Here is a 24,811-nt window from a genome sequence, read left to right on the forward strand (position 1 = left end):
GATCGGCCGCTCCAGACGACGTCAGACCAGACGGTTCGTGCGGATCAGTTCCCGATACCAGTCGGCGCTGAGCTTGGGCGTGCGCTTCTGGGTCTTGAAGTCGACGTGGTGGATGCCGAACAGCTTGGTATAGCCGTCTTCCCACTCGAAATTGTCCATCAGGCTCCAGAGGAAGTAGCCGGCGATGGGATAACCTTCGCGCGCTGCGCGGTGCATGTGGGTGATATAGTTGCGCAAGTACATGACGCGGTCGGCGTCATAGACCTTGCCGTCCTTGGCCACCGGATCGTCTGCCGAGCATCCGTTTTCGGAGATGTAGAGCTTCCTGGGCTTCCACAACTCGCTGACCAGCCGGATCGACCAGTAAAGTGCCTCCGGGCTGACGTTCAGCCAGGGAGAGGCCATGCGCGGGGAGTTGGCGAGGTGGGGCAGGATCTCGTAGCCGCCCGGCGTATCCGCTGCGCGGACGGTGTTGGCGGTGTAGACATTGAGCGAGACGAAATCCAGCGCGCTGCCGATGGCCGCCATGTCTCCGGCCTGTACCTTGGGCGCATCCTTGCCCTGCGCCGCAAGGTAACTGTCGATATAGCGGCCTTCCATGATCGCGGTGAGGAACATGGCGTTCTCCTCGCGCATGGCTTTTCGGGTCGCGTCGATATGTTCGGGTGTCTCGATGGCGGGCACGAAGATCGTGGCGTTGTCGGCAAGGCCGACCTGGGTTCCGGCTTTCGCCTGCGCGCGGATCGCCTGTACGCCGAGACCGTGCGCCAGGACGCCGTGGTGCCGCACCTGGTTGACCTGGTCCATCGGCAGCCTGAGCGCCGGCGCCTTGTTGCCGTTCCAATAGGCGAGATCGGTGAAGCAGCGCAGTTCGTTCACCGTCATGAAATGCTTCACGCGGTCGGACGTCTTTCCTGCCATGAAACCGGCATAGTCGGCAAAGGCCAGCGCGGTGTCGCGCGATTGCCAGCCGCCCTTGAGGCCGGTCGGAAGGTCCCAGTGGAACAGGGTCATGTGCGGTTCGATACCCGCTGCGAGCAGGCCGTCGATCAGGCGGTTGTAATAGTCGAGGCCTTTCTGGTTCGGCTTGCCGCTGCCGCTGGGGAAGATGCGCGACCATGCGACGGAGAAGCGATAGGCCTTTACGCCCAGCGCCTTCAGCAGCGCGATATCCTCGGCATAGCGATGGTAGCTGTCGCAGGCGACATCGCCGTTGCTGCCGTCCGCGATCTTGCCCGGGGTACGGGCATAGGCGTCCCAGACAGTCTCGCCGCGCCCGTCTTCCTTCACGGCGCCTTCGATCTGGTAGGAAGCCGTGGCGCAGCCCCACAGGAAGTCGGCCGGGAAGGAGAGCGCGTCTTTCGCGGACGCCGCTGCGGTTCCGGGCCCGGTCCCAGGCGCCTGTGCCGCAGCCGCCCGCCCGCCGAGGGCCGCGCTCAGCGTGGCGGCGCCCAGTCCCAGCCCCAGTTCGCGGCGATTGATGCCCGTCATTGTCCTGCTCCTCGTGTCGTTTCGTTCGGGCTCATCACGCGGACCAGACCGGAAACCGACTGTCCGGTGGGCAATTTGCTCTTGCTGGTCAAGGTTCTTGCGGCCTGGTTCCACACCAGTTCCGCCTTGCGGCCGTCGTTCTTGCGATAGCCGTTGGTCGTGCCGTCATCGTCATAGAGCGTGAAGCGACCGTCCGCGCCGGGATAGACGCGGATGCTCTCGATCGCCTGGGTTTCGGCGGTGGACTTTACGGCAGCGCCCATGGGCACGATCGATCCGGCCTTCACGAACAGGGGAATGCGCGCAATCGAGGCATCGACTTCCACGCTTTGCCCGCCTTCGTAGCGCTGGTTCGTCCAGTAGTCATACCAGGCGGTGCCGACGGGAAGGTAGACCGTCTTGCGGGTCTGTCCCTGCTCGGTCACCGGCGCCACCAGGAAGGCGGGGCCGAACATGTATTCGTCGCCCAGCGTCGCGGCCTTGGGGTCGTTCGGGAAGTCCATGAACAGTGCCCGCATGAACGGCGTGCCGGTTTCGTAGGTATGCCGCCCCAAGGAATAGATATAGGGCATGAGCGCGTAACGAAGGCGCAGGTAGTCCGCCAGGATCGGCTCGGCCGCGGTGCCGTATTCCCAGATCGCGGTGGCGGGGCGCTGGCCGTGGATGCGCAGTGTCGGCGTGAAGACGCTGTACTGGAACCAGCGCACGAAGAGTTCGGGATAGTCGGGATAGTCCGGTGCCATCGCCGTCGCCCCGGCGGGGTCCACCAGCACGGGATGCTCCGCCTTGGGGCCGCTCGGCCATTGCCAGCCGCCGATGTCGCTGCCCCAGTAGGCCAGCCCCGAAGCCGTGAAGTTCAGCCCGGTCGGAACCTGACGGCGCAGCGCTTCCCAGGTCGATTTGACGTCGGACGACCAGAACAGGCTCCCGGTCCGCTGGGAGCCGAGATAGGCAGCGCGCGAAAGGATCATGTTGCGCAAGTTGGGCCGGTCCCGTGCCGAGCCTTCCGCTGCACCGGTCGTATGCACGAGCGGGAAGAGATTGTGATAGCGGTCGCCGGAACCGATGGAGTAGAAGTATCCGTCGGGGATCAGGTCGGGCTCGGTCTCGTCCAGCCAAAGCCAGTCGAAACCCTGGCTCAGGATGTTGTCGCGCACCGTATTCCAGAACCATGCGCGTGCATCGGGATTGGTGCTGTCGATCAACGCACCGGCACGGTCGAACCGCATCGGCAGACCGTCCACCGGCTTGCCCTCCTTGTCCTTAAGGAACCAGCCTTTGCCCTCCAGCGTGTCGAAATAGCGCGATTCCCGTTCGAAACGCGGCCAGACGCTGATGATCGAGCGCATTCCCAGCGATTTGAGGCGGTCGTTCATGCCCTTGGGATCGGGGAAGAAGGTGCGGTCGATGTCGATCTGGCCCATGCGCGTCCAGTAGAACCAGTCCAGCACCATCACGTCGAGCGGATAGCCGCGCTGGCGATAGCCGTCGGCGATGCCGAGCAGTTCCTGCTGGGTTTCGTATCGGGCCTTGCTCTGGATAAGGCCGAAACCCGCCTTTGGTGGCAGGGGCGTGGCGCCCGTCAGTCGGGCGTAACCGGCATAGAGATCGTCGCTGGTATTGCCGGTAATGACGAAGAAGGAGACCCGCTCGCCCACTTGCGATTGCCAGCGCGTGGCCGAGTGAAGTCCGGGCCAGACCAGGGTTCGGGACGGGTTGTCCCAGACGATGCCCCAGACTTTGCCGTTGCCCTTGCGGGTGACCATGAACGGCACGCAGACGGTTTCTCCGGCAGGCGCGTCATAGTAATGGGCGCAGTCGATCTGGCGGCCCTTCAGGTCCAGAGTGCCTTCCTGGTTCTGGCCAAGTCCGAAGTAGTGCTCGTCGGTAGCGGCTTCGAAAGAGGCTCCGACCTTGAAGGTCTTCTCGCCGTTGACGGTGACGGGGGCCATTTCCCAGCCGGACATCCTGGTCAGCAGCTCGCCCTGACCGTCACGGATGGCAAGGCTGACCGGCGGCAGCGAGGGCGCGAAGTAGCGCTCCATCTGGGTGGGTGCCTTGGGCCAGGGCTTGGTATCGACGGTCAGGCTGAGCGCGGCGGAGGAGAAGACATCGCCTTCGGAGGTGCTGCTGTGGTTCCAGCCGGCGTCGTCGGGTTTGGCATTGGGGCCTTCACCCGGAGCCGCTTCGGCCAGTTCGGGGTCGAGCGCGATGGTAACCCGCACGATATTGGGCGCGTAAGGCTCCACGGCCACGCGGGTGCCGTTGCGGTCCAGCAGGGCCATCGGCGCCGCGAATGCGGGTGATGCCAGGCCGAGGCAACATGCTCCCGCCACACCGGCCAGGATACGGGCCTTGAAGTTTCCTGCCATCATTCGTCTCATCCCGTTTTAATTGCAGTGTTCAGGAGCAGTCGGCGCCTGTCGATCGATAATGTGAGTAAGAAAGTACTGGGCCTTTACAGCCTCTTTCCGAGAGCCTTTTCGATGGCCGGTTCCGCAATGGGTGCCATGACGGCGCAGCCGTTGTCGAGAGGATGGACACCGTCTTCCGTGAAATGCGCAGCCATTACGCCCTGGCGTCGGTCAGGGGCGAACAACAGTCGGCATGAACGGTCCATCGATCCTCTCCGATTTCCGCTCCGATGTTCTTTGCCGACCGGTTTCGGAATTGCCATGCCTCATCCAACATAATCCACCTATGAAAGCAATTTTTATATTTCACAATATTTCGATTGGGAGTAATGAGTCGGACATCGTTCGCATCCGAGCTGCACGGAAAGACCCGCTAGCCGCAAAGGCCGGGCAAAGCGTCACGCCGGGCGGGCGATATGGATTGTGAGGATGCGCTCCGGTCAGGAGCCAGGGAGAGGAAGTCCATGAGGACGATTGTTCAGGCATCGCGCCGCGCGCGTCTGCTCGCCGGCATTTCTGCCGCGACTGCGGCGCTGGCAATGATCGCACCGGCGAGTGCGCAAGAGACCGCACCGGATCAGGGAAGCGGCGACGGCCCCGCGCAAGTGGGCGAGGCTGAGGCGCAGGACATCATCGTCACCGGTGTGCGTGCCAGCCTCAGCAGCGCGCAGTCCATCAAGCGCAACTCCGATGTCATTGTCGATTCCATCGTGGCCGAGGACATCGGCAAGCTGCCGGATCGCAACGTCGCAGAAGCGCTTCAGCGCATTACCGGCATCCAGATCCAGCGCAGTTTCGGTGAGGGCAGCTCGGTCTCCATTCGCGGTCTCAGCCAGGTGCGCACCGAAGTGAACGGCCGCGACGTGTTCACCGCCAACGGCGGCCGCACGCTGAGCCTGGAGGACGTGCCTTCCGAACTGCTGGCGGGGGTGGATGTCTACAAGAACCCGTCTGCCGACCAGATCGAAGGTGGCATCGGCGGTCTCATCAACCTGCGCACGCGCAAGCCCTTCGATTTCGACGGTTTCAAGGCTTCGGCCAGCGCCAGCATCAACTATTACGACCTTTACGGAAAATCGACGCCGCAGGCCAACCTGCTGCTGTCGGATCGCTGGGATACCGGCATCGGTGAAATCGGCGTGATGGTGGACTTCGCCTATCAGAAGACCGCATTCCGGCAGGACCAGATCTCCAGCCAGCCCTTCTACGAACTCGACCAGTCGCTCGACGCGAACGGCAATCCCAACGACGCGACAGACTATGCGGTGGCCGCCGGTCTGGGCCGTCTCGGCAAGGACACCTACATGCCCCACGGCGTGGGCATAGGACAGTATCTGGGCGACCGTCGGCGCCTTGGGATCGACGCGGCGGTGCAGTGGAAGCCGACCGATACCCTGCTGTTCACCGGCGAGTATGTTCGTTCCGATTACAAGTTCCAGTACGGCGACTACAGCTTCTTCGCCTATACCGGCGACAATCCGATCACGCCGGACTACACCCAGCCCTTCAGCTTCGATGACGACGGCAATTTTCGCAGCGGCACGTTCGTGAACGTGCCGATCGATTCCAACACCAGTCTCGAACGGCGCAAGTCGGTGACCAACGACTTCTCGGTCAACATGAAGTGGACCCCGACCAACAACCTTACGGTAAACGGCGATTTCCAGTATATTCGCGGCACGACGGACGGCCAGCGTTCGATCGTGATCCTTCATTCCAATGCCGAGCGACTCTACCAGGTGGTCGGCAGCGGGGTGCCGACCATGGACATCCTGCCGGACAACGACCCGACCAACGGCAACGGCTCGGTGACCGACGTGGCCAATTACGCACCGCTCGGCGGCGGTTACCTCGATTACATCGAACGTTCGGTAGGCAAGGAATATGCAGGCCGGCTGGATGCGGAGTACCGCTTCGACGGCGGATTCCTTCGCTCGATCTCGGCGGGACTTCGCTATACCGATCGCTCCGCCGTCACCGATTCCAGCACTTATGCCTATTACGGCACGACGGCGCTGGCCGACAATCTCTACGAAGTCCATCCGTTCCGTGGAGACCTCTATCGCGGCTATCAGGGCGTGCCGGACGGCGGCGTCTTCTTCAGCCGCGGCATCGTGCTGGACTACGATGCGACGCGCCAGGCCCTGGCACCCTATGTCAGCGATTCACAGCGGCAGGCCTTGCTCGACGGTGTCAGCTACGTCCCCAGCGACCGCAATACGCAGGGTGAGAAGACCTACACGGCCTACGGCCTCGCCAAGTTCGATTTTGCGGATTCCGGCCTCCCGCTGGACGGCAATATCGGCGTGCGGGTGATCAAGACCAAAGTCTCGACCGACGGGTTTATCGTCCAGACGCCGCAAGCCATCATCGATGGACAGCCTGGCAACGGCCCGATCTCCTATGTGCCGCTCGGCGTCAATTCCAGCTACACCAAGGCCTTGCCCAGCCTCAACTTGCGCTATCACTTCAACGACAAGCTGCAATTGCGCCTGGCCGCGTCGAAGGGGCTGACCCGGCCGGACTTCTCGCAGCTCAATCCCAACATCAATATCGTCGAGTTCAATTCCGGCAGCGGGCTGCGTACCGCTTCAAGCGGCAATCCGTTCCTGAAGCCGCTCGAGGCCAATCAGTTCGACGCTTCGCTGGAATGGTACTTCTCGCAGACGGGCTCGCTCTACGGCGCGGCCTTCTACAAGAAGGTGGACGGCTTCATCGCCAACATCACCAGCACCGAGACTTACGATTTCGGCAATGGTCCTTTCAACGTCGACGTGACACGCCCGCTGAACGGTGACAACGGCAAGATCAAGGGCTTCGAGATCGGCGGCAATACCTTCTTCGATTTCCTGCCCGGCTGGCTGTCCGGCTTCGGCGTCCAGGCGAACTTCACTTACGTCGATAGCAAGGCGCCAAGCCCCGATGCAGCCGATAATGAAGGCAACAAGCTGTCGGTGCCGCTCGAACTGCTTTCCAAATACAGCTACAACCTGATCGGTTTCTACGACCGCGGGCCGCTCTCGGCGCGTGTCGCCTACAACTGGCGCAGCAAGTATGTCGTGACCACGCGCGGCAACGGCAGCGGCAATCTGCCGATCTTCAACGACGCACGCGGCCAGCTCGACGCATCGATCACGTATACCGTGACGCCCAACTTCGCGCTGACGCTGGACGGCGTGAACCTGACGAATACCGAGAACCGGACCTACTACGGCATTGCAAGCAGGCCGCAGTCCAACGTTCTGAACGATCGCCGCATCAGCCTGACGGCGCGTCTGACTTACTGATCCGCCTTGCAGTGACGACTTCGCCTGCTACCGCTACGAACATGCCGGTAGCAGGCGAAGTGTGAGAAAGAGTGCCATGCGACAGGTTCTGCTCATAGATCTGGAGGACGAAGCCGAGGCCATTGCGCGCTATGAGGCCTGGCATGCTGCCGGCGCCGTACCGGGTGCGGTGGTGGGCAGCATATGCGCCGCCGGGATCTCCGACATGGAGATCTATCGCAGCGGAAACCGGCTGGTCATGGTGATGGAAACCGATCCGGGCTTCGATCCGGCTGCGAAGGCTGCGGCGGATGCGGCCGATCCTGCGATGCAGGAATGGGAGACGCTGATGGACAGCGTCCAGCGCCCGCTCTCCTGGGGAAGCGCCGAAAGCAAATGGACGGTGGCTACGCGCATCTTCTCCCTTCAGCAACAGACGTCCGGCAAAGGCTGATCAAGGCTCCGGCCGATCAGCGCCCCTGGCCCAGGCCGGTGGCCGCCCAGTAGATTCCGCCCATGAGGTGGGAAAGATACTGCGGATCGCGGTAGGCTTCGCCGTTGTGGCCCAGCGTCGTGACGAAGACGCGGCCCTTTTCATAGCGATGGAACCAGGCGACGGGATGGTCCTTGCCCATTGGCCTAGCGACTTGTCCGGGCCAGATGCGGGTCGGGTCGTAGCTTGTCTCGTCGACGCCCAGCACGGTTTCGATCCTTACGCCGTGCGGATTGGAGGTGACGTAGAACTCGTCGCTCCAGATCCAGCGCTGCGGCAGGCCGAAAGTGGCCGGGAAGCGGGGATCGACCGTGGTTACCACCCCGGTCTGGAGCATCGGATGTATCACGAAGCTGCGGCCGACCAGTTTCTCGTACCAGGGCCAGTTGTCCGGCGGCATTATCAGTGCGCGGTGAACGACGATCGCATTGCCGCCGCCCTGCATGTAGCGTTCGAAGTTCTGCCGCTGCGCCGCGTTCAGTTCCTCTCCGGGGGTGTTGAGGAACATCACGGCGGCATATTGTCGCAGGTCGCCTTCGAACTTGGTCGGATCGTTGGTGAAAGTCAGGTCGAAGTCGTGGATCCGGGCCAGATGTTCCAGGCTGTCGCGCGCGATCGGAATATATTCGTAGTGGTACTTGTTCGCGATGGCGAGCACGAGCAGCCGGTACTGCGGGTCTGCCCAGGCGCTTGCCGGGCACAGGAGTGCCAGCAGCACCAGCAGCGCGCGGAGGGCGCGCCTCACTGGCCGATCCTTGCGGCATAGAGCGCGTGGTGCGTCAGGATGTAGAGCGTCCCACGATCCGCGCCGCCCAGCACCAGCTGAAGGGGACGTTCGGGCACGTCGATCCGTCCGATTTCCTGTCCCTCCGGCGAATAGACGAAGACCTGTCCATTGGCGACATAGACCCGGCCCCGGGCATCCTTGGCCACGCCTTCGCCGCCGCGCTCCGCGAAGGGCTTGAGCCCGGTCAGGGTTCCACCCGCACCGACCACGCCGCTATAGGTCCGGTTTTCCGAGGCATTGGTCACGAACACGCGTTCGCCCGGCTTGCCCTGGATGAAACCGTAGCTGTCCAGCGAGTCCGAGAAACGTAGGCCGCGATGATCGGAGGGGCCTTGTGCGAACACGCGCCAGGCGGGAAGGACCACGCTGCCGTCCGGCGAGGCATATTCCTGGGCCTGGGGCTTGGCCATGTTGCGGGTGAACATCTCTGCCAGCGTGGTAAACTCGTAAGTTCGGGGATCGATCTGGTCCCTGAACTCGCCATTGATCCACCAGTTTACCGGAAGCACCGTGGCGGCACTGCCCGGTTTCCCGGCCGGGCGGGGCGCGATCATCGTCAGTTCGGTATCGGGCGATCCGGGCTTGAGGCTGTAGACCGTTCCGTTGCGCCCAAAGGAGGACAGGACGAGAAGATTGCCCGAGCGGTCCACCGTCAGGTTCACCGGATCGAGCGCGGCATCGCGCACGATCTCCAGCTTGCCGCCTTCCGACCAGCTCCAGATCCGCTGGAACTGACGGTCGATGAAGTAGAGCTTGCCTTGCGCATCCACGGCGCCGCCGCCGATGGAATGGAAGCCATCGGCCAGCTTGTCGACGCGCGCGCCTTCGAAGGTGACGGGCGCTACGGGCTCCGGCGCGGCCTTGACGTCCAGCACGGCGAACTCGCGTTCGCGCACGTCCAGGCCGTGCGTTACGTCGCGAAGTGCGTTCTCGAACGGGAACTTGGTCAGGCGCAGGAAGGTGGCGCAGCCGTTCTCATCGCAAGTGCCGAGCCCGCTTTCGGCATTCACATGGACGTTGCGGAAGCGGATATCCTGCGAATTGTAGAGCGTGACGGCGGCGGGCGCAGCCTTGCGGGTGCGGGTGACGCGATAGGCGTGGAGGTTGGCGACCAGGATATTGCTGGAATCGCGGATCTCCAGCGCGACCGCATCGCCGCTCTCCCCGGCTTCGCCTTCGGTCTGCGGGGCGAGCAGTTCCCAGTTGGAGACGCGGTTGAGCCCGATCTCGGTGCGGACGTGATGCTCGACGGAAGCCTGGATGATCCGGCCGGGGGTCGCGGTGTCGGAAATCAGGATGCCGGGATGGGCAAAGGTACTGGGGCTCCAGATATTGGCAAAAGTACCGCCGCCGCCCTGGGTGACCCAGAGGCTGGCATATTGGCCGTCCCAGCGGCGGGAGGCGTCGGGGTCGGCGGTGGCATTGTTGTTGTAGGGATCGGTGCGGGTGCCGTCGAAACGATTGGTGCCGTGGCCGCCCTGGAACTTGACGTCATTCACCATCGAACGGGCGCCCGCCTTCCACAGCAGGGCCGTGGCGCGGGGGTTGTTGCCATTGGTATCGAGCCCGATCCCGGCGACGATCGCTTCCCCGCCGGCCGCGCTTTCCACCAGCGCTTTCGGCGCGCCGATCCCGGCATAGGCAGGCGAACCGTCGGGCAGGACGATCTGGGTGAGGCTGGGATGGAGGCCGATCAGTACGCTATCGGGGCGCAGGCGCAAGGTCTCGCTGACCCTGTAGAACCCGGAAGGAAGGTAGACCACGCGGTGCGTGTCGATCGCTTTCTGGAGGGCGGCGGTGTCGTCGCTCCTGTTGTCGCCCCTGGCGCCGAGGCTGCGGACGTTCACCCAGTCGGAGACCGGCGGCAGCGCGCGGATGGCCGAGGTTGCGGCGGCGGGCAGGGCCGATATTGGTGCCGCGTCCATCTGCGTGCGATACTCGCCCATCTTGCCGAATGCCGGCAGCGTCAGTCCGTGCGTGAACGAGGCGACCTTGTAGCTCTGTCCCGTGCCGGGAACCGTTTTGCCGCTTTCGCGGAAGCGGGCGAAAACCGGCGTGCGCGAGGCCAGCGCATTCTGGAAGCCGACCTGGGTATAGACGTTGTTCTCGTTGGAGACGATCACGCCCGCCTTCGAGACGTTTTCGAACCGCACGTCCTGGCCCCAGAGCCAGTCGCCGTAGCCCTTGTCTATCTCGATGCCGACGGGCGTGTCGCGGATCGAGACGTTGAGCAGGGTCAGCCCGGCTTCATGCTCGCGAATGGCGGCGTCGCGCTGGCCTTCGAATGTGGAATCGACCAGGGCGAAGGGCCAGGCGGGGGAAGGCTTCTCCGCGAGGATGCCGTAGCGGCCGCCGCGAAAGTGCAGGTCTTCGGCCTCGTTGGCGACATGGTAGAGCCCGGCCAGACCGGATCCGATGTCGAAATCGGCATGGCTGACGAAGCTGTGCTGGGCCGAGTGGAAGCGGATGGCGGTGGCGGCGGGATTGCCTTCGAGGATGCGGAAATCGATATTGCCGAGCGCGGAGTAGAACGTGCCCGGATTGGCGTCTGCCACATCCTTGTTGAACGGCACGGAGCCGGGCGGCGGGAAGGCCACTTCGCGCGCGTCCTTGGGATCGCGTTCCCGCGCGGAGCCGGCAAAGACGAGCATGTGGCCCACCCCGCGCTGGAAACCTGGCGTCTTCGCGCCGAGCACGATGACCGGGCGTTTTTCGCCGATGCCGAAGATGCGCACGCCGGGCCAGAGGAACAGGGTGCGGCTGATGCGGTAGGTGCCCTGCGGCAGGAACACGATGCCGCCGCCTACGCCTTTGCCTGCAGGGCCTTGTGCGGCCTTGTCGATCGCCTGCTGGATCGCGGCGGTATCGTCCGTGCGTCCGTCGCCCTTGGCCGTCACGGTGACGGCGGAGGGATCGTCCGGCATGGCGGTATAGACGGAAGGGGATGCGGCAATCGGCGCGGCCGCCATAAGGGCCAGTATCGCCGTCGAGGCTCCCAGGATCGCGCGCATCGGTAGTTTTCTCCGTAGTATCGGCGGTATTATTATCGTCGTCCCGAGCTTGATCCGGGACCGCTGGTCGGGAACGGCCTCGCTCAGTCTGATAGCGCTATCACATTGACGCCAGCCCGCAAGGTGGGCTGTTCGCCGACAGCGGTCCCGGAACAAATCCAGGACGACGCCGACGGCAATGCAGGCTTAGAAATTGAAGCGGATGCCCGCGCGGTAGATCCGCCCCAGGGTGTCATAGAGGGCCGGGTTGACGTCGAGCCCTGTATTGGTCTGCGGCGAAGCCGTGGGATCCTTGTCGAACAGGTTGTCGATCTTTCCGTAGAGCTGCAGGTTCTCGTTGAACTTGAAGGTCGCGCCGATGTCCACGTAGAAAGCGCCCTTCATCGTGTTGTAGTCGATCGTCGGGTGGTTACCGGTGGAGGCCGGGCAGGACGTCTGGCAAACCACGTACTGGTTGCCGAAAGTACCGTCGCTGATCCAGCGTTCCTGCACGGTGAAGCTGAAGCGGTCGCTGTCGTAAGTCTGCACAGCCAGCCACTTCCAGTCGGGCGTGGCACCGGCGTTGTTGCCGGCTTGGTCGATCGGATCGACGCCCGCGATACCGGCGCTGACGATGAACTTCTGGATATGGGTGGCCAGCGCGCGAACGGTGAAGTTGCCCGGCAGGCCCAGCGGCTGCTGCCACTGGTAGCTGGCCTCGATGTCGAAGCCGCTGGTCTTCCACGAGGCGAGGTTGAACGGCTGGACGTTGACGAAGTTGGTGCCCTGCGGCCCGTCCAGCTGGAAGCCGCCGCAGAAGGCCTGGTTGCCGTCGAAGCAGAAGCGCACGATCTGGTCGGCCGAGAGGGTGGAGACCACGCCGTCCAGCTTGATGTGGTAGTAGTCGAACGAGAGGCTGAGGCCCGGCAGCCAGGAGGGACGCGACAGCACGATGCCGAGTTCGGTGTTACGCGCCACTTCCGGCTTCAGGTCTGGGTTGCCGATCGTGTTCTGGAAGATCTGCACCGCCTGGTTGCTGAACGGGTCGTTGAAGTTCGGCACCGTGGTGACGGTGGGCGCGGCGAAGAGTTCGGAAAGGTTGGGCGCGCGCACATCGCGCGAGGTGACCGCGCGCAGGCGGATGCCGTCGAGCGGGGTGTCCCAGGTGCCGCCGACCTTCCAGGTCCAGACGGTGCCCGAAGTGCTGTAGTGCGTGGCGCGCGCGGCGCCGTTCAGGTTGGCGCGGCCGAAGTCGTCGCTGTTGAGCAGCGGCAGGTCGACTTCGAGGTAGCCTTCGTAGACATCGTACTTGCCGCGACCGTTCTTGTAGTTGCCTGCCGCCCAGTTGCTGCCCAGCGTGGAATTGAGCAGCGGATCGGCCGGATAGTCCGGGCTGTTGGGGCTGATATCGGAAACGCCCGCGCCATAGGGGTCGGCGTTCACGCGGTAGAATTCGCGGCGGTATTCGCCGCCGAACGCTACCGAAACCGGACCTGCCCAGGAATCGAAGGGATTGCCCGAGAAGTTGGCGCTGAGAACGTCCTGCGTCAGCTTGGTATGCTGGAACGGGCCGTTTTCGTGCGGCGCGACATAGGCGAGGGCGGAAGCGGAAGGTGCGAAGTTGCCGAAGATGTTGATCGGCTGGCAGCCATTGGCCCGCGCCACCGGATCGGCACAGACGATGGCGCCGTCCAGCGCGATCGCATTGGTTGCGGCCACGTAGCGGTTCTGAAGCACGATGTCGCGGACGTTGATGTCCGAGATGGTGATGCCGTGTTCGTAATAGGCGTCGTAGTTCCAGTTCGTGCCCACCAGATCGAAGGCACCCTTCAGGCCGCCGACGAAGCGGTACTGCTTGCGGTTGGTATAGACGCGGGGATCGGGGAACGAGGCATTGGCACTCCCGAATCCGAAACTGGTGATCCCGGCGGTTGCGCAGCGGTCGCGCACGAGCTGCGGCAGGAACGGATTGGCGCACTGTACCGTCAGCGAACCCCGGTTGTATCCGGGGCTGGGCTGGTTGTTGGTCTTCACTTGCGCGATGTTGACGGTGACGTAGGCTTCGTTGTTGTCTGCGAAGTCGTAGCCGATGCGGCCATAGCCGTTGATGCGCTCCAGTGCGGACTTGAGCGAGGCGCCCGATCCCGGCGCGCCGGAAAGATCCCCGCCTTCGCAGAAGCTGTTGCCGCGGAAGCAGTTGCTGACCTGCCCGTTGCCCAGCGGCTGTCCGTTCGAGCCGTAGTCGAAATTGTAGGGCGTGCCGTTGGCGTCGAAGGCAATGCCCTGGAGCGGGCCGTTGTTGATCAGGCCGTAGCGGGCATATTGGTAGGGCTGCGCATAGTCGCGGTAGTTGAACTGGGGCAGGCCATTGTTGGTCTGACCGGTGTTCATCAGCGTGGTCGCGCGATACCAGTCGCGGCTGCCTGCAAGGTCGGTGCCGAAATCGCCCGCGCCGACGCCGCCTTCATGGTCGTACTCGCCGCTGACCACGACATGGAGGCGGTCGTCGAGGAACGACTTGCCCCAGGCCGCCTGGACGAGGGCGGTTTCGTCATCGCCGTACTTGGTGATGCTACCCAGGATATTGCCCTTGAACCCTTCGAACCGGGTGTCGGTGATGAAGTTGACGACGCCGCCCACCGCATCGGAACCGTAGGAGGCGGAGGCGCCGCCCGTCACCACGTCCACGCGCTTGACCAGCAACTGCGGAAACATGGAAATGTCGGGCACGCCGGTCACGTTGGCGCCGACCACGCGCTGCCCGTCAAGCAGGGTCAGGGTGCGGATCGGCTGGAGGCCGCGCAGGGAGAAAGAGCTGAGGCCCTGCTGTCCGCTCGACGTGCTGAAGGTGCCGGTGGAGGCGCCGGTAGAGCCCTGGAGCGAGGGCAGCTGCGCGATCGTGGTGAAGATGTTGGGCTGCGCATTGGCGGTGATCTGCTCTTCGCCGATCACGGTCGTGGGCGTCGGCGCGTTGAAGCCGCTGGTGGTGATGCGCGAACCGGTGACCACGATTTCCGAAGCCTGTCGCTCGGAAACGGGTTCGGCCGGAGTCTCTGTCGGAGCAGGCGGCTGTGGGCTCTGTTCCTGAGCGTGAGCCGCGCCTGCAAGCGAGACGGCGACGAGCGCGACGAGGCTGGCCCCGGCGCGCTGGTGGTGCATGATGGTCCTCATTTTCATCGATCCTTCCCCTCTTCCTTCCCGGCCGTCTCTTCCCAGGGCGGCCGTACTATTGTCGTGCGATCTGGTGCGGCGCGGTCACGGATGCGCGGCGTAAAGTGCGTTGTGCGTCAGGATGAACAGCGTGGCGCCGTCAGCGCCGCCGAACAGGATCTGGAGTGGGCGGTCGGGCACGTCGATGCGGCCCTGTTGCCTGCCGTCGGGCGCGTAGACGTAGATCTGGCCGTTCGCGACGTAGACCCGGCCCTGCCGGTCCACCGCGACGCTCTCGCCGCCGCGATCGGCGAATGGCTTGAGGTCCTGCAGGGCGCCACCCTGGCCGACCGCGGCGCTGTAGGTCCTGTTTTCGGAACCGTTGGTGACGAAGATCCGTTCGCCCGCACGGCCGGAGATCAGACCGTTCGCGTTGAGGCTGTTGGACCAGCGCCAGCCGACATGATCGGTGGGGCCCTGCTGCCAGACGCGGAAGGCCGGTAGCGCCAGGCTGCCGTCGGGCGAGACATATTCCTGCGCCTTGGCCGCACCGGCATCCTGCGCGAACAACTCAGCCAGAGTGGTGAACTGGTAGGTCTTGTGATCGAGCTGGTCGCGGAACTCGCCGTTGACCCACCAGTTGACCGGAACCAGCGTCCGGGCGGCGGACCCAGCCCTGCCGCGCACCGGGGTCGGGGAGATCACGGTCATCTGGTCCTTGGGACCGGCGGGATCTATCGAATAGACACCGGCCTTTGCGCCGAGCGAGGACAGCACCAGCAGGTGGCCGGATGCATCGACGGCCAGGTTCACCGGGTCGAGCGCATTGTCGCGCACCACTTCCAGCCCGCGCTCGCCTGTCCAGCGATGGATGCGCTGGAAGCGGCGGTCGATGAAGTAAAGCGCGCCCTTGGCGTCGGTCGCCGCGCCGGAGATCGACCAGAAGCCGTCGGCCAGTTTCTCCACGGGCACGGACGATACCGCAGCGGCGGCAGCGGTGCCGCTTTTTGCGACGTCGAGGCTGGCGAACTCGCGCTCGCGCACGACGCTCTTGCCGGTCACGTCCTCAATGGCGTTGTCGAACGGGTACTTGCTGGCGCGCAGGAAGGTGCCGCAGCCTTCGTCGTCACAGGTGGCATAGCCGCTCTCGGCATTGACGTGGACGTTGCGGAAGCGGATCTCGCCGGAGTTGAACAGCTTCGCGGCGCTGTGCGCCGGGTGATAGCTGCGAGTCACGCGGTAGGCATGGTAGTTGGCGAAAAGGAGATTGCGCGAATTGCGGATTTCCAGCGAGACGGCGTCCGGGCCGTCGCCCACTTCCTGTTCGGTCTGGGGGGCCAGGAATTCCCAGTTCTGCACGTTGTCGAGCACGATCTCGTTGCGGGCGTGATGCTCTACCGACATCTCGTAGACATGGCCGGGGGTGCTGGTATCCGTCACCATGAGACCGGCCTGCGCGAAGGTATTCGGGCTCCACACGTCCGCAAAAGTGCCGCCGCCGCCGTCGGTCACCCAGATGCTGGGATATTGCGCGTCCCAGCGCCCGTCCGCGACGGGATCGCCGCTGCGGGCGGAGAGGGAGCCCAGCGGCTTGCCGTCGGCGGTCGGGGTGCCGCCGCCGCCCATGATCTTCACGTCCTCGACCAGGCTGTTCTCGCCCGAGCGCCAGAGGAGGGCGGCAGCGCGCGGATTGACGCGGCCGGTGAACAGGCCGAGGCCCGAGACGATATTGTCGCCGCCGCGCGGGCTTTCGAGGATCGGCAGAACCGCGCCGAGACCGGCATGGGCGGCATTGCCGTCCGGGATGTAGAGCTGCGTCATTGCCGGATGGAGGCCGATCAGCACGCTGTCCGGCCGCAGGGTCAGGCGGTTCGTCACCTTGTAGAACCCTGCGGGGAAATAGAGCACGCGGTTCGCGTCGATGGCGCGCTGGATCGCGGCGGTATCGTCGGCCTTGCCGTCGCCCATTACGCCCTGGCTGCGCACGTCGACCCATTCGTTCATCGGCGGCAGATCGCGGATCGCACCCTTGCGTGGTGCGGGCAGGGCGGAAAGGCTCTCGATCTCCGCTTTCGTCGCATAAGCCCCGTCGCTGCCGAGCGCGGGCACGGCGAGGCCGTAGGAAAAGTCCGAAACCTTGTAGGCAGGGCCCTTGCCCGCAACCGTCCGCCCGCTGTCCCGGAAGCGGGCGAAGACCGGCGTGCCGCTGGCGAGGGCATTCTCGAAGCCGATCTGGGTGAAGACATTGTTCTCGTTCGAGATGACGACGCCTGCCTTGCTGACGTTCTCGAACCGGACGTCCTTGCCCCAGAGGCTGTCGCCGTAACCGCGATCGACCTCGATTCCGACCGGCGTGTCGCGGATGAGGACATTGACCATGGTCAGCCCCACCTCGTGTTCGCGGATGGCGGCATCGCGCTGACCGTCGAAGCTGGAATCGAGCAGGGTGAACTGCCAGGCGGGAGACGTCTTCTCGGTGACGATGCCGTAGCGGCCGCCGTGGAAGTGGACGTTCTCGATGACGTTTCCGGCCTGATAGACCCCGGCGAAGGCCGAGCCGAGGCGAAAGTCCATGTGGCTGAGGAAGGCGTGCTGGGCCATGCGGAAGCGCACGCCGGCAGCGGCCGGGTTGCCTTCGCCGATCTCGATGTCGAGATTGCTCATGGCGGAATAGAACGTGCCGGAATTGGCGTCCCGCACCGTCTTGTCGCGGGGAACCACGGTGGGCACCGGAACGGGCACGTCGCCGACCGCGTATTGGTCTCCCCCGGCGAAGACGATCATCGTCGAGACGCCTTTCTGGAAGCCGGGCGTGCGCGGTGCGAGAACGATGGTGGGGCGTTCCTGGCCGAAGCCGTAGACCCGCACGCCCGGCGGCACGATCAGACTGCGGGTGATGCGGTAACGGCCGGAAGGGAGCAGTACCATGCCGTGGCCACCCGAATCTCGCGCCCTGTCGGTCGCGGCGTCAAGCGCATCCTGGATTGCGGCGGTATCGTCGGTGCGGCCGTCGCCTGCGGCCTTCACTGTAACGGCACGAGGCTCATTGGGCGCGACGGGGAAGACGGAAATTCCGGCAGCGCGCGCGCCCGTGTGGGGGACAAGCGCAGTCGCCGCCAGCAGTGCCGTCATCAATGCGCCCCGTCCGATCATTGCCGTCTCCCTGCCGGATTCTCTTTGTCGATCCGTCCTAATGCGCGGGGTCGGGCTTGGCACTTGCGACAAAGGTCGTAGTTCCCAGCAGACAGTCTGCGCCCGTATAGCTCGGCCATCATCGCGATGGGCCTTGCGCCGTCGCCGGGCTGCAAGGACCCCGATTTGCCAAAATCCTCAGGAAGCGCCGCCGATGTTCCCGGCGCCATCATCGTCATGGGCGTCAGCGGTTGTGGCAAGTCCACGCTGGGCGCGTTGCTGGCCGAAGCGCTCGATTGCGTGTTCCTCGAAGGCGACATGTTCCATTCGCCGGAAGCGGTGGAGAAGATGCGCGCCGGCCACGCCTTGACCGATGCGGACCGCTGGCCCTGGCTGGACCGGCTGGGCGCTGCGGCGGCCGAGGCCGTTTCGCGGGACGGACGCGTGGTGGTTGCCTGCTCGGCTCTGCGCTTGGCCTACCGCGATCGCCTGCGGGCGGCGATCGGGGATGGAGCGCGGTTCGTGCTGCTGGAGGCGAGCCGGGAAAACCTGTTCGCGCGCCTCGGGAACCGTCCCGGCCACTACATGCCGCCGAGCCTGCTGGACAGCCAGCTCGCCACGCTCGAAGCGCCGATGGTGGGAGAACATGTCGTGGTACTGGCAAGCGAGGAAGCGCCTGAAATCCTGCGCGACCGGGTGCTGCGGGAACTGCGCCCTGCCTGAGCGGGCGTCGCGTCAACAGGCCTAGGGTGTGCGGGGATTCAGTTCAGGTGGAGCCGAGAATGGTGGCTTTTCGTGACCCGGAGCGCAGCGTACTTTCGGTACGTGAGCACCGGAAGCGCGAAAGGCCGCCGTTCGCAGGCCCGCATGAGCTGAATCCCCGCACACCCTAGGGCATCAGGCGGCGGCGGCCTTCCCATAGGTGCCAGCGCATGGCCAGGGCCGCGCCTTCGGCGTCCTGCGCCCGGATGGCGTCGACGATGACTTCGTGCTCGCGCAGCATGGCAGCGATGACTTCCGGCGGGCGCGAGCGGGAGATGTCGACCCCCGCGCGCATGATCTTCTCCACGTCCGACTCCAGCGCATCGAAGGCGATCAGGAAGGCGGGATTGCCGGTTGCGGCGGCGATGCGGCGGTGGAGTTCCATGTCTTCGGCATGGGCGGGCGCGTTGGACAGCAGTGCCTCGCGCAGCATCTCCATGCCTTCCTCGACATGGGCCATCTCCATCGACGTGCGCCGGGTGGCGGCGAGCCGACAGGCCTCCGCCTCCAGCACGAAGCGCACTTCGTAGCTGCCCAGCGTCGAGGGAAGCTCGCTCATCGGCATGAAAGCGGCCAGCCGGTCCGAAGGGCGGCTTTTCACGAAGGAGCCGGCGCCGCGCCGCGCCTCGGTGATGCCGTCGGAGGCGAGGCGCACCAGCGCCTCGCGCACGATGGCGCGCGATACGCCGAACATCTCCGCCAGCCGCGCTTCCGAAGGCAGGCGCGCGCCGACCTCCAGTTCCTTCGACTTGATGATCTCGACGATGCCCGCATAGGCATGGTCGGAAAGCCGCGCCTGGTTCATCGAAAGTCCTGCCTGCCCGTCATGCCCCCTCCTTAGTTAGATGACGCTGCTCGCCGCAAGCACCAGCAGCAGGCCGACCACGGCCACGACGGTTTCCATGATCGACCATGTGCGGAAGGTGCCGGGCATGTCGGTGCCGAGGTAGCTCTTCACCAGCCAGAAGCCGGGATCGTTGACGTGGGAGAAGAACAGCGATCCTGCGCCGATGGCGAGCACCATCCACTCGGGTTCGACGCCCGATGTGGCGACCAGGCCTTCCATCACGCCCGCCGTGGTGATCGTGGCGACCGTGGCGGAGCCGGTGGCGAGGCGGATACAGACCGAGACGCCCCAGGCCAGCAGCAGGGGAGAAATCGCGCCGTCGCCCGCGAGCCGCACCAGCATGTCGGAAAGGCCCGCGGTTACCAGCACTTGCTTGAGCGCACCGCCCGCGCCGATGGCCAAAAGGATGCCCCCTGCGGGCGCCATGGCCTCCAGCCAGATCGCGTCCTGGATGCGGCGCTCGCCAAGGCGTCCGCCGAACAGCAGGGGCAGGGCGAAGAGATTGGCCAGCAGCAGGGCGATGACCGGATCGCTGACCCAGGTGAGCCAGGCGAAATGGGCGGCAACCGCAGGCGGGGCGATCGCGACCGCCTGTCCTGCGGCGATCAGTACGACCGGCAGCAGCACCGCGGTCAGGGCGCGCAGGACAGAGGGCGTTGCCACGTCGATGGTTTCGGGTGCGAGGAGCGGCGGGCTGAGCTTGACCCCGCGCGCGGTGAACCGGGCGAGCAAGGGGCCCGCGATGATGGCCGTGGGAATGCCGACCAGCAGCCCGTAGGCCAGCGTCAGCCCGAGATTCGCGCCGAGGGCGTTCACCGCCAGCAGCGGGCCCGGATGCGGCGGTACGAGCGCATGTACAACCGAAAGGCCGGACAGCGCGGGCAGCATCAGCCGCAGCTTGGATTCGTCGTCGTCCATGCCCTTGGGCAGGGCGGCGGCGGCGGAAGCGACGATCGGCAGCAGCAGCACCAGGCCGGTCTCGAAGAACAGCGGCAGGCCGATCAGCAGCGCGGTGAAGAGGCTTGCCCATGGCGCGCCTTTGATGCCCGATACGCGCAAGGCGGCATGGGCCAGCCCGGCAGCGCCGTTCGACAGTTGCAGCATGGCGCCCAGGCCCAGCCCCAGTGCCACGACCAGTCCGGTGCCGCCCAGGATCGTGCCTGCGCCTTTCTCGACGGACTTGGCGGTTTCCTCCAGCGGGATTCCGGCAAGGATGCCGACCGTGAAGGCGCCGCAGAGCAGACCCACGAACGGGTGAAGCCGTCCGCGCACGATCAGCGCGATGGAGAGCGCGATGCCGATGACGGCCGACAGGATGAGCCTGATATCCTCGGCAGTCATGACTTGACCGATTCGCATGAGGAAGACCGGATATTGCTGCATGGGCCCAGCGGCCGCGCTCGACGAAATGACGGCGTCATTCCTCGCCTCTCCCTTGTCCTTGCTTTGTGGTTGGGCTGGCGGTGCTGCCCAAATCTGTTGGACAGGTTATAGCTGCAAGATCGGCTTATTCTAGATATTTTAGTGTTAGCGGTACGATTTTGCTTGAACCTGTCTGACTGATTCCAGTATCACCATGATCAACGAACTCCGGTGCGGCGGGGCTTTCATCCCTTGTGCGGCGCCATAGAATCGAGTCACCAAGGGAGAGAGATATGCACCTCGTTGCAGATCTGTGTACGGTTCCCGTCAGCCAGGATGTCGCCGCGCGCGCGGCCCCGGTCGAGACGCTCCATTTCACCCCGACCCAGCTCAAGGTGCTGCGCTGCGTGCGCTCGGGCCTGCTCAACAAGCAGATCGCCTATGAGCTGGGCATGGCGGAGGCGACGGTGAAAGTTCACATGACGGCGCTGATGCGCAAGTTCAACGTGCGCAACCGCACCCAGGTCGCCATCGCGGCCGGGCGTCTGGCTTAGGTCCGGGAATATGGGGTCCGGGAATATGGGATCTCGGCGCGAAGTTCTCGGCATCGGCGCGGGTATGGCGGCTCTGGGGCTTGCCCCCGGTCTTGCGTCCCGGGCCTTCGCGGCCGATCGCAAGATCGGCTATGCCCCGGCCGATCGCAAGATCGGCTATGCCATCGTGGGGCTGGGCTATTACGCCACGCGTCAGATCATGCCGAACTTTGCCGGTTGCGAAAACGCGCGGCTTGTCGCCCTTGTCAGCGGTACGCCTGCCAAGCTGGAGCAGTACGGCAGCGAATACGGTATTCTACCCAGTCATCGCTACAGTTACGATCAGTTCGACCGCATTCGCGACAATCCCGATATTGACGCCGTCTACATCGTACTGCCCAACAGCCTGCATGCCGAGTACAGCATTCGCGCCGCGCAGGCGGGCAAGCACGTCCTCTGCGAAAAGCCGATGGCCACTTCCGTGGCCGAATGCCAGGCGATGATCGCGGCCTCCCGCAAGGCGGGCAAGAAGCTGATGATCGGCTATCGCTCGCGCTTCGAGCCTTACAACCGGCTGGCGATAGAACTGGCGCGCGGCGGCCATGTCGGTCCTACCCGGCTGATCACGGCGGAGCATGGCTTTCCGATCCAGCCGGGACAATGGCGAATCGACAAGGCGCTGTCCGGCGGCGGATCGATGATGGATATCGGCATCTACAGCCTCAACGCGGCGCGTTACCTGACCGGGGAAGAACCGGTCGAAGTGAGCGCGGTGGAATCGACGGACCGCAGCGATCCGCGCTTCCGCACGGTGGAGGACCGTATCAGCTTCGTGCTCCGCTTCCCCTCCGGCATCGAGGCGAACTGCATTTCAAGCTATAGTTCGGCGCACAACGGCTACCGGGTGATCGGCACGCAAGGCTGGATCGCGATGGAACCGGCCACGCCTTATGTCGGGCAGACGATGACGATCCGCAAGGACGGGGTTACCGCTCCGAGAACGCTGCCGCCGCCAGCGCGCAACCAGTTCGCAGGGCAGCTCGATCATCTGGCCGAGTGCATTCTGAAAGGGACGACGCCGATCGTCGCGGGCGAGGAAGGTCTTGCCGACATGCGCGTGATCGAGGCCATTTACCGTTCGGCCGCAGAGCGCCGACATATCGAGATGACGACATGATGAACCGACGCAGCCTGTTGGCCGCACTTTCTGTCGCGCCCTTTCTGGATGCCGCGCGGGTGGCGGCCGAGGAGCCTGCATTCGGTGCCGTGCGCCGCCTGGACCCCGGTCTTGATCGTATCGTTGCGCCGGGGGCATCCGTCAGGCGCCTGGCATCGGGATTCCGCTGGGCGGAAGGGCCGGTCTGGGTCCCGCGCGAAAACTGCCTGCTGTTCGGCGATCCGCCCAGCAACACCGTCCACCGCTGGTCCGCGAAGAACGGTGTCGAAGTGTTCCTGCGCCCTTCCGGGCTTCAGTCGCCGGTCCCGTCCGCGATCCGCGAGGCCGGGCTCAATGGCTTGGCGCTGGATGGGCAGGGCAGGCTGATCGCGGCGGACAGCGGATCGCGCGGGATCGTGCGTATCGATCTCAAGTCCCGCGCGCGCGAGACACTGGCCGACCGTTTCGAAGGCAAGCGCTTCAACAGCCCCAACGATCTTTGCGTGGCCAGATCCGGTGACGTCTACTTCACCGACCCGACTTACGGTTTTGCCGAAGGGGACGAATCGCCGCTGCGCGAACTGCCTTGGTGCGGGCTCTACCGCCTTTCGCCCGGCGGCAAGGTCGACCTGCTGGACCGCAGCCATCGCCGCCCCAACGGAGTCGCCCTGTCGCCGGACGAGCGCACGCTCTACCTCTCGCTGTCGGACGAGAAGCAGCCTGAAGTCCTTGCCTATGCCCTAGACGCGGACGGCATGCCGGGAGATCGGCGCCTGTTCCTCGATTTGCGCGCCGATCTCGCCGCCGGCAAGCCGGGCCTGCCGGACGGCATCAAGACCGGCGCCTCGGGAACTGTCTTCGCCACCGGCCCCGGCGGTGTCCATGTCTGCACGGCCGCAGGGCAGGCGCTGGGCGTGATCGAGACCGGCAAGGCCGTGGCCAATTGCGCGATCGGGCAGGGGGGCAAGTCCCTGTTCCTGACCTCTGCCGACAGTCTGGCCGTGATCTCGCTGCGCAGTTCCTAGAGCGAATTGCGGGCGGCAATGCCCCCCAACACTCGCGCGGATGGCTTGGCCGTCCGGGCGAAAGTCTTGCGGTCCAGCGTGTGCAAGCCGAACTGGGGCTTGTATCCGAAAACCCATTCATAATTGTCCACCAGCGACCAATGCATGTAACCGAGCACCGGCACGCCTTCGTCCATGGCCCGCTTCAACTCCGTGAGAGCGGCCGGGATCAGGCGGGCACGTTTCCCGTCATCGGATGAATTTATGCCGTGCTCGGTGACGATGACCGGTACGCCGCTGACCTGATGGGCATAGCGCACCGCTCCGGCGAGAGAGGGGGGATACACTTCCGAACCCGCATCGTTGGTTTCGGCACCCTTGGGAGCCGGCAGGCGTCCCTTGTCGTTCCACACCGAGCGTTCGTAGTTCTGGACGCCCACGAAGTCGTTGCCGCGTGCGGCCTCCAGCCAGGGCTGGTAGAGTTTTGCCCGCATCGCGTCGCGCAGGCTGTTCCTGCCCGCTTCCTGATCGTCGATGATGGCCAGGCTGACGCCAACGGGAAGATCGGGACGGACCGCCTTGATCGCCTCGCGCCCGGCCTTGTGGCCGGCGAGAAGGTTGGTCTGCACGACTTGCGGATCTGCGACATAGAGCGGGTTGCCCGGCAGGTATCGTGCCACGCCGTGTTCCCTGGCAGCCGCTTCCTGCATGGCCTGGTCCGCACCGAGCAGCCTTTGCCCGATGTCGCCAGGCAGCACCACGTCCAGCAGACCACTGAGATTGGGTTCGTTCAGTGTCAAAGCCTGTCCGATCCCGGCTGACAGATGGCGTGCTGCCCGGTCGCAGTACCGCGCGAAAAGCGCGGGGGCCTCGGCGTTCGACCAGCCGCCTTGCGCGGCGAACCAGGAGGGCGTGGTGAAGTGGTTGAAGGTCACCATCGGGTTCAGGCCGCGTTCCCGGCACCCTTCGATCATTGCCTTGTAGTGTTCCAGCATCGCGATCGAGAATTCGCCCTTGGCAGGCTCGATCCTGGCCCATTCCAGGCTGAAGCGATAACTGTTGAGACCCAGTCCCTTCACGAGATCGAGGTCGGTGCGCCACAGTGCGAAACTGTTCGCCGCATCTCCTGAAGGTTCGGCATAGACCGTGGGCTTGGCGTGTTCCATGGCCCATACATCGCTGTTCACGTTGTTGCCTTCGACCTGATAGGCCGCGGTGGCGGCACCCCCAGAGGAAACCTTTCGGGAATGCCGGGGCCACGGGCCTGGCCGTGCGCGCCAGCGCAGGTGTCGTTGCAGGTGCCAATGCAGTCAGGCCGGAGATGGCGGCGCCTGCCAGAATGGAGCGTCGGTCGATCATTGTTCTCTCCCCTGTTTCGTAACCGCGATGCGATTCGATGGCTCATAGTTAGAATCTATATTCTA

Annotated in this window: 14 protein-coding genes and 1 pseudogene; 6 read left to right on the forward strand and 9 right to left on the reverse strand. The window is 64.7% G+C overall.

The annotated features are described in order from the left end of the window. Nucleotides 1-21: 21 nt before the first annotated feature. On the reverse strand, nucleotides 22-1,491 hold the full coding sequence (locus NTCA1_RS11135) for a GH1 family beta-glucosidase (RefSeq protein WP_159830547.1): 1,470 nt from the start codon (nucleotides 1,489-1,491) through the stop codon (nucleotides 22-24). Continuing rightward, nucleotides 1,488-3,866, reverse strand: a complete 2,379-nt coding sequence (locus tag NTCA1_RS11140) for a TIM-barrel domain-containing protein (RefSeq protein WP_159830548.1) — start codon at nucleotides 3,864-3,866, stop codon at nucleotides 1,488-1,490. Before NTCA1_RS11140 ends, NTCA1_RS11135 begins: the two co-directional genes overlap by 4 nt. A gap of 503 nt (nucleotides 3,867-4,369) precedes the next feature. On the opposite strand from NTCA1_RS11140, the gene NTCA1_RS11145 reads away from it, so the two are divergent. Beyond that, nucleotides 4,370-7,192 (forward strand): TonB-dependent receptor, encoded by a 2,823-nt coding sequence (locus NTCA1_RS11145; RefSeq protein ID WP_159830549.1) that lies wholly within the window; start codon nucleotides 4,370-4,372, stop codon nucleotides 7,190-7,192. Nucleotides 7,193-7,268: 76 nt separating this feature from the next. After that, on the forward strand, nucleotides 7,269-7,625 hold the full coding sequence (locus NTCA1_RS11150; RefSeq protein ID WP_159830550.1) for an L-rhamnose mutarotase: 357 nt from the start codon (nucleotides 7,269-7,271) through the stop codon (nucleotides 7,623-7,625). Between the two features lie 16 nt (nucleotides 7,626-7,641). Here NTCA1_RS11150 and NTCA1_RS11155 read toward each other — a convergent pair whose 3' ends face one another. The 4 genes from NTCA1_RS11155 to NTCA1_RS11170 form a co-directional block, all read right to left on the reverse strand. After that, nucleotides 7,642-8,409 carry a ThuA domain-containing protein gene (locus NTCA1_RS11155; protein ID WP_159830551.1) on the reverse strand — a complete coding sequence of 256 codons (768 nt, stop codon included), beginning with the start codon at nucleotides 8,407-8,409 and terminating at the stop codon, nucleotides 7,642-7,644. Next, complete coding sequence (locus NTCA1_RS11160; protein ID WP_159830552.1) at nucleotides 8,406-11,462, reverse strand: glycosyl hydrolase family 28-related protein; 3,057 nt, start codon at nucleotides 11,460-11,462, stop codon at nucleotides 8,406-8,408. Before NTCA1_RS11160 ends, NTCA1_RS11155 begins: the two co-directional genes overlap by 4 nt. Nucleotides 11,463-11,648: 186 nt before the next feature. Further along, the gene (locus tag NTCA1_RS11165) at nucleotides 11,649-14,612 is read right to left on the reverse strand and encodes a TonB-dependent receptor domain-containing protein (protein ID WP_374705182.1); all 2,964 of its coding nucleotides are present in this window, start codon (nucleotides 14,610-14,612) and stop codon (nucleotides 11,649-11,651) included. An 84-nt stretch (nucleotides 14,613-14,696) separates the two neighbouring features. Continuing rightward, complete coding sequence (locus tag NTCA1_RS11170) at nucleotides 14,697-17,744, reverse strand: glycosyl hydrolase family 28-related protein (RefSeq protein ID WP_159830554.1); 3,048 nt, start codon at nucleotides 17,742-17,744, stop codon at nucleotides 14,697-14,699. A 216-nt stretch (nucleotides 17,745-17,960) separates the two neighbouring features. Between NTCA1_RS11170 and NTCA1_RS11175 the strand changes: the two genes are divergently transcribed. Further along, nucleotides 17,961-18,446 carry a gluconokinase gene (locus NTCA1_RS11175; RefSeq protein WP_159830591.1) on the forward strand — a complete coding sequence of 162 codons (486 nt, stop codon included), beginning with the start codon at nucleotides 17,961-17,963 and terminating at the stop codon, nucleotides 18,444-18,446. A gap of 166 nt (nucleotides 18,447-18,612) precedes the next feature. On the opposite strand, the gene NTCA1_RS11180 is transcribed toward NTCA1_RS11175, so the two are convergent. Together NTCA1_RS11180 and NTCA1_RS11185 are read right to left on the reverse strand one after the other, a co-directional pair. After that, nucleotides 18,613-19,290 carry a FadR/GntR family transcriptional regulator gene (locus NTCA1_RS11180; protein WP_159830555.1) on the reverse strand — a complete coding sequence of 226 codons (678 nt, stop codon included), beginning with the start codon at nucleotides 19,288-19,290 and terminating at the stop codon, nucleotides 18,613-18,615. Nucleotides 19,291-19,326: 36 nt separating this feature from the next. Beyond that, on the reverse strand, nucleotides 19,327-20,673 hold the full coding sequence (locus tag NTCA1_RS11185) for a GntP family permease (RefSeq protein ID WP_159830556.1): 1,347 nt from the start codon (nucleotides 20,671-20,673) through the stop codon (nucleotides 19,327-19,329). Between the two features lie 314 nt (nucleotides 20,674-20,987). Between NTCA1_RS11185 and NTCA1_RS11190 the strand changes: the two genes are divergently transcribed. From NTCA1_RS11190 to NTCA1_RS11200, 3 genes are read left to right on the forward strand one after another with little or no spacing between them, the layout of a single operon-like run. Next, entirely contained in the window at nucleotides 20,988-21,248 is a 261-nt protein-coding gene (locus NTCA1_RS11190) for a helix-turn-helix transcriptional regulator (RefSeq protein WP_086489843.1), read from the forward strand. Between the two features lie 25 nt (nucleotides 21,249-21,273). Continuing rightward, the gene (locus tag NTCA1_RS11195; RefSeq protein WP_159830557.1) at nucleotides 21,274-22,404 is read left to right on the forward strand and encodes a Gfo/Idh/MocA family protein; all 1,131 of its coding nucleotides are present in this window, start codon (nucleotides 21,274-21,276) and stop codon (nucleotides 22,402-22,404) included. Then, nucleotides 22,401-23,408: an SMP-30/gluconolactonase/LRE family protein gene (locus tag NTCA1_RS11200; RefSeq protein WP_159830558.1), complete on the forward strand. Its 1,008-nt coding sequence runs from the start codon at nucleotides 22,401-22,403 to the stop codon at nucleotides 23,406-23,408. The genes NTCA1_RS11195 and NTCA1_RS11200 overlap by 4 nt, the downstream gene beginning before the upstream one ends. On the opposite strand, the pseudogene NTCA1_RS11205 reads toward NTCA1_RS11200, so the two are convergent. Further along, nucleotides 23,405-24,746: pseudogene (locus NTCA1_RS11205) on the reverse strand (family 1 glycosylhydrolase). The gene NTCA1_RS11200 and the pseudogene NTCA1_RS11205 sit on opposite strands and share 4 nt — an antisense overlap. Nucleotides 24,747-24,811: the final 65 nt, after the last annotated feature.

The sequence above is a fragment of the Novosphingobium sp. TCA1 genome (genome assembly GCF_009811895.1).
GTDB lineage: Bacteria > Pseudomonadota > Alphaproteobacteria > Sphingomonadales > Sphingomonadaceae > Novosphingobium > Novosphingobium panipatense_A.

What these genes read in the sequence shown, in the direction of transcription:
- NTCA1_RS11140 (WP_159830548.1), bottom strand. Translation starts at nt 3,866, where the DNA reads ATGATGGCAGGAAACTTCAAGGCCCGTATCCTGGCCGGTGTGGCGGGA.
- NTCA1_RS11145 (WP_159830549.1), top strand. Translation starts at nt 4,370, where the DNA reads ATGAGGACGATTGTTCAGGCATCGCGCCGCGCGCGTCTGCTCGCCGGC.
- NTCA1_RS11150 (WP_159830550.1), top strand. Translation starts at nt 7,269, where the DNA reads ATGCGACAGGTTCTGCTCATAGATCTGGAGGACGAAGCCGAGGCCATT.
- NTCA1_RS11135 (WP_159830547.1), bottom strand. Translation starts at nt 1,491, where the DNA reads ATGACGGGCATCAATCGCCGCGAACTGGGGCTGGGACTGGGCGCCGCC.
- NTCA1_RS11185 (WP_159830556.1), bottom strand. Translation starts at nt 20,673, where the DNA reads ATGACTGCCGAGGATATCAGGCTCATCCTGTCGGCCGTCATCGGCATC.
- NTCA1_RS11165 (WP_374705182.1), bottom strand. Translation starts at nt 14,612, where the DNA reads ATGAGGACCATCATGCACCACCAGCGCGCCGGGGCCAGCCTCGTCGCG.
- NTCA1_RS11200 (WP_159830558.1), top strand. Translation starts at nt 22,401, where the DNA reads ATGATGAACCGACGCAGCCTGTTGGCCGCACTTTCTGTCGCGCCCTTT.
- NTCA1_RS11175 (WP_159830591.1), top strand. Translation starts at nt 17,961, where the DNA reads ATGGGCGTCAGCGGTTGTGGCAAGTCCACGCTGGGCGCGTTGCTGGCC.
- NTCA1_RS11195 (WP_159830557.1), top strand. Translation starts at nt 21,274, where the DNA reads ATGGGATCTCGGCGCGAAGTTCTCGGCATCGGCGCGGGTATGGCGGCT.
- NTCA1_RS11190 (WP_086489843.1), top strand. Translation starts at nt 20,988, where the DNA reads ATGCACCTCGTTGCAGATCTGTGTACGGTTCCCGTCAGCCAGGATGTC.
- NTCA1_RS11160 (WP_159830552.1), bottom strand. Translation starts at nt 11,462, where the DNA reads ATGCGCGCGATCCTGGGAGCCTCGACGGCGATACTGGCCCTTATGGCG.
- NTCA1_RS11180 (WP_159830555.1), bottom strand. Translation starts at nt 19,290, where the DNA reads ATGAACCAGGCGCGGCTTTCCGACCATGCCTATGCGGGCATCGTCGAG.
- NTCA1_RS11170 (WP_159830554.1), bottom strand. Translation starts at nt 17,744, where the DNA reads ATGATCGGACGGGGCGCATTGATGACGGCACTGCTGGCGGCGACTGCG.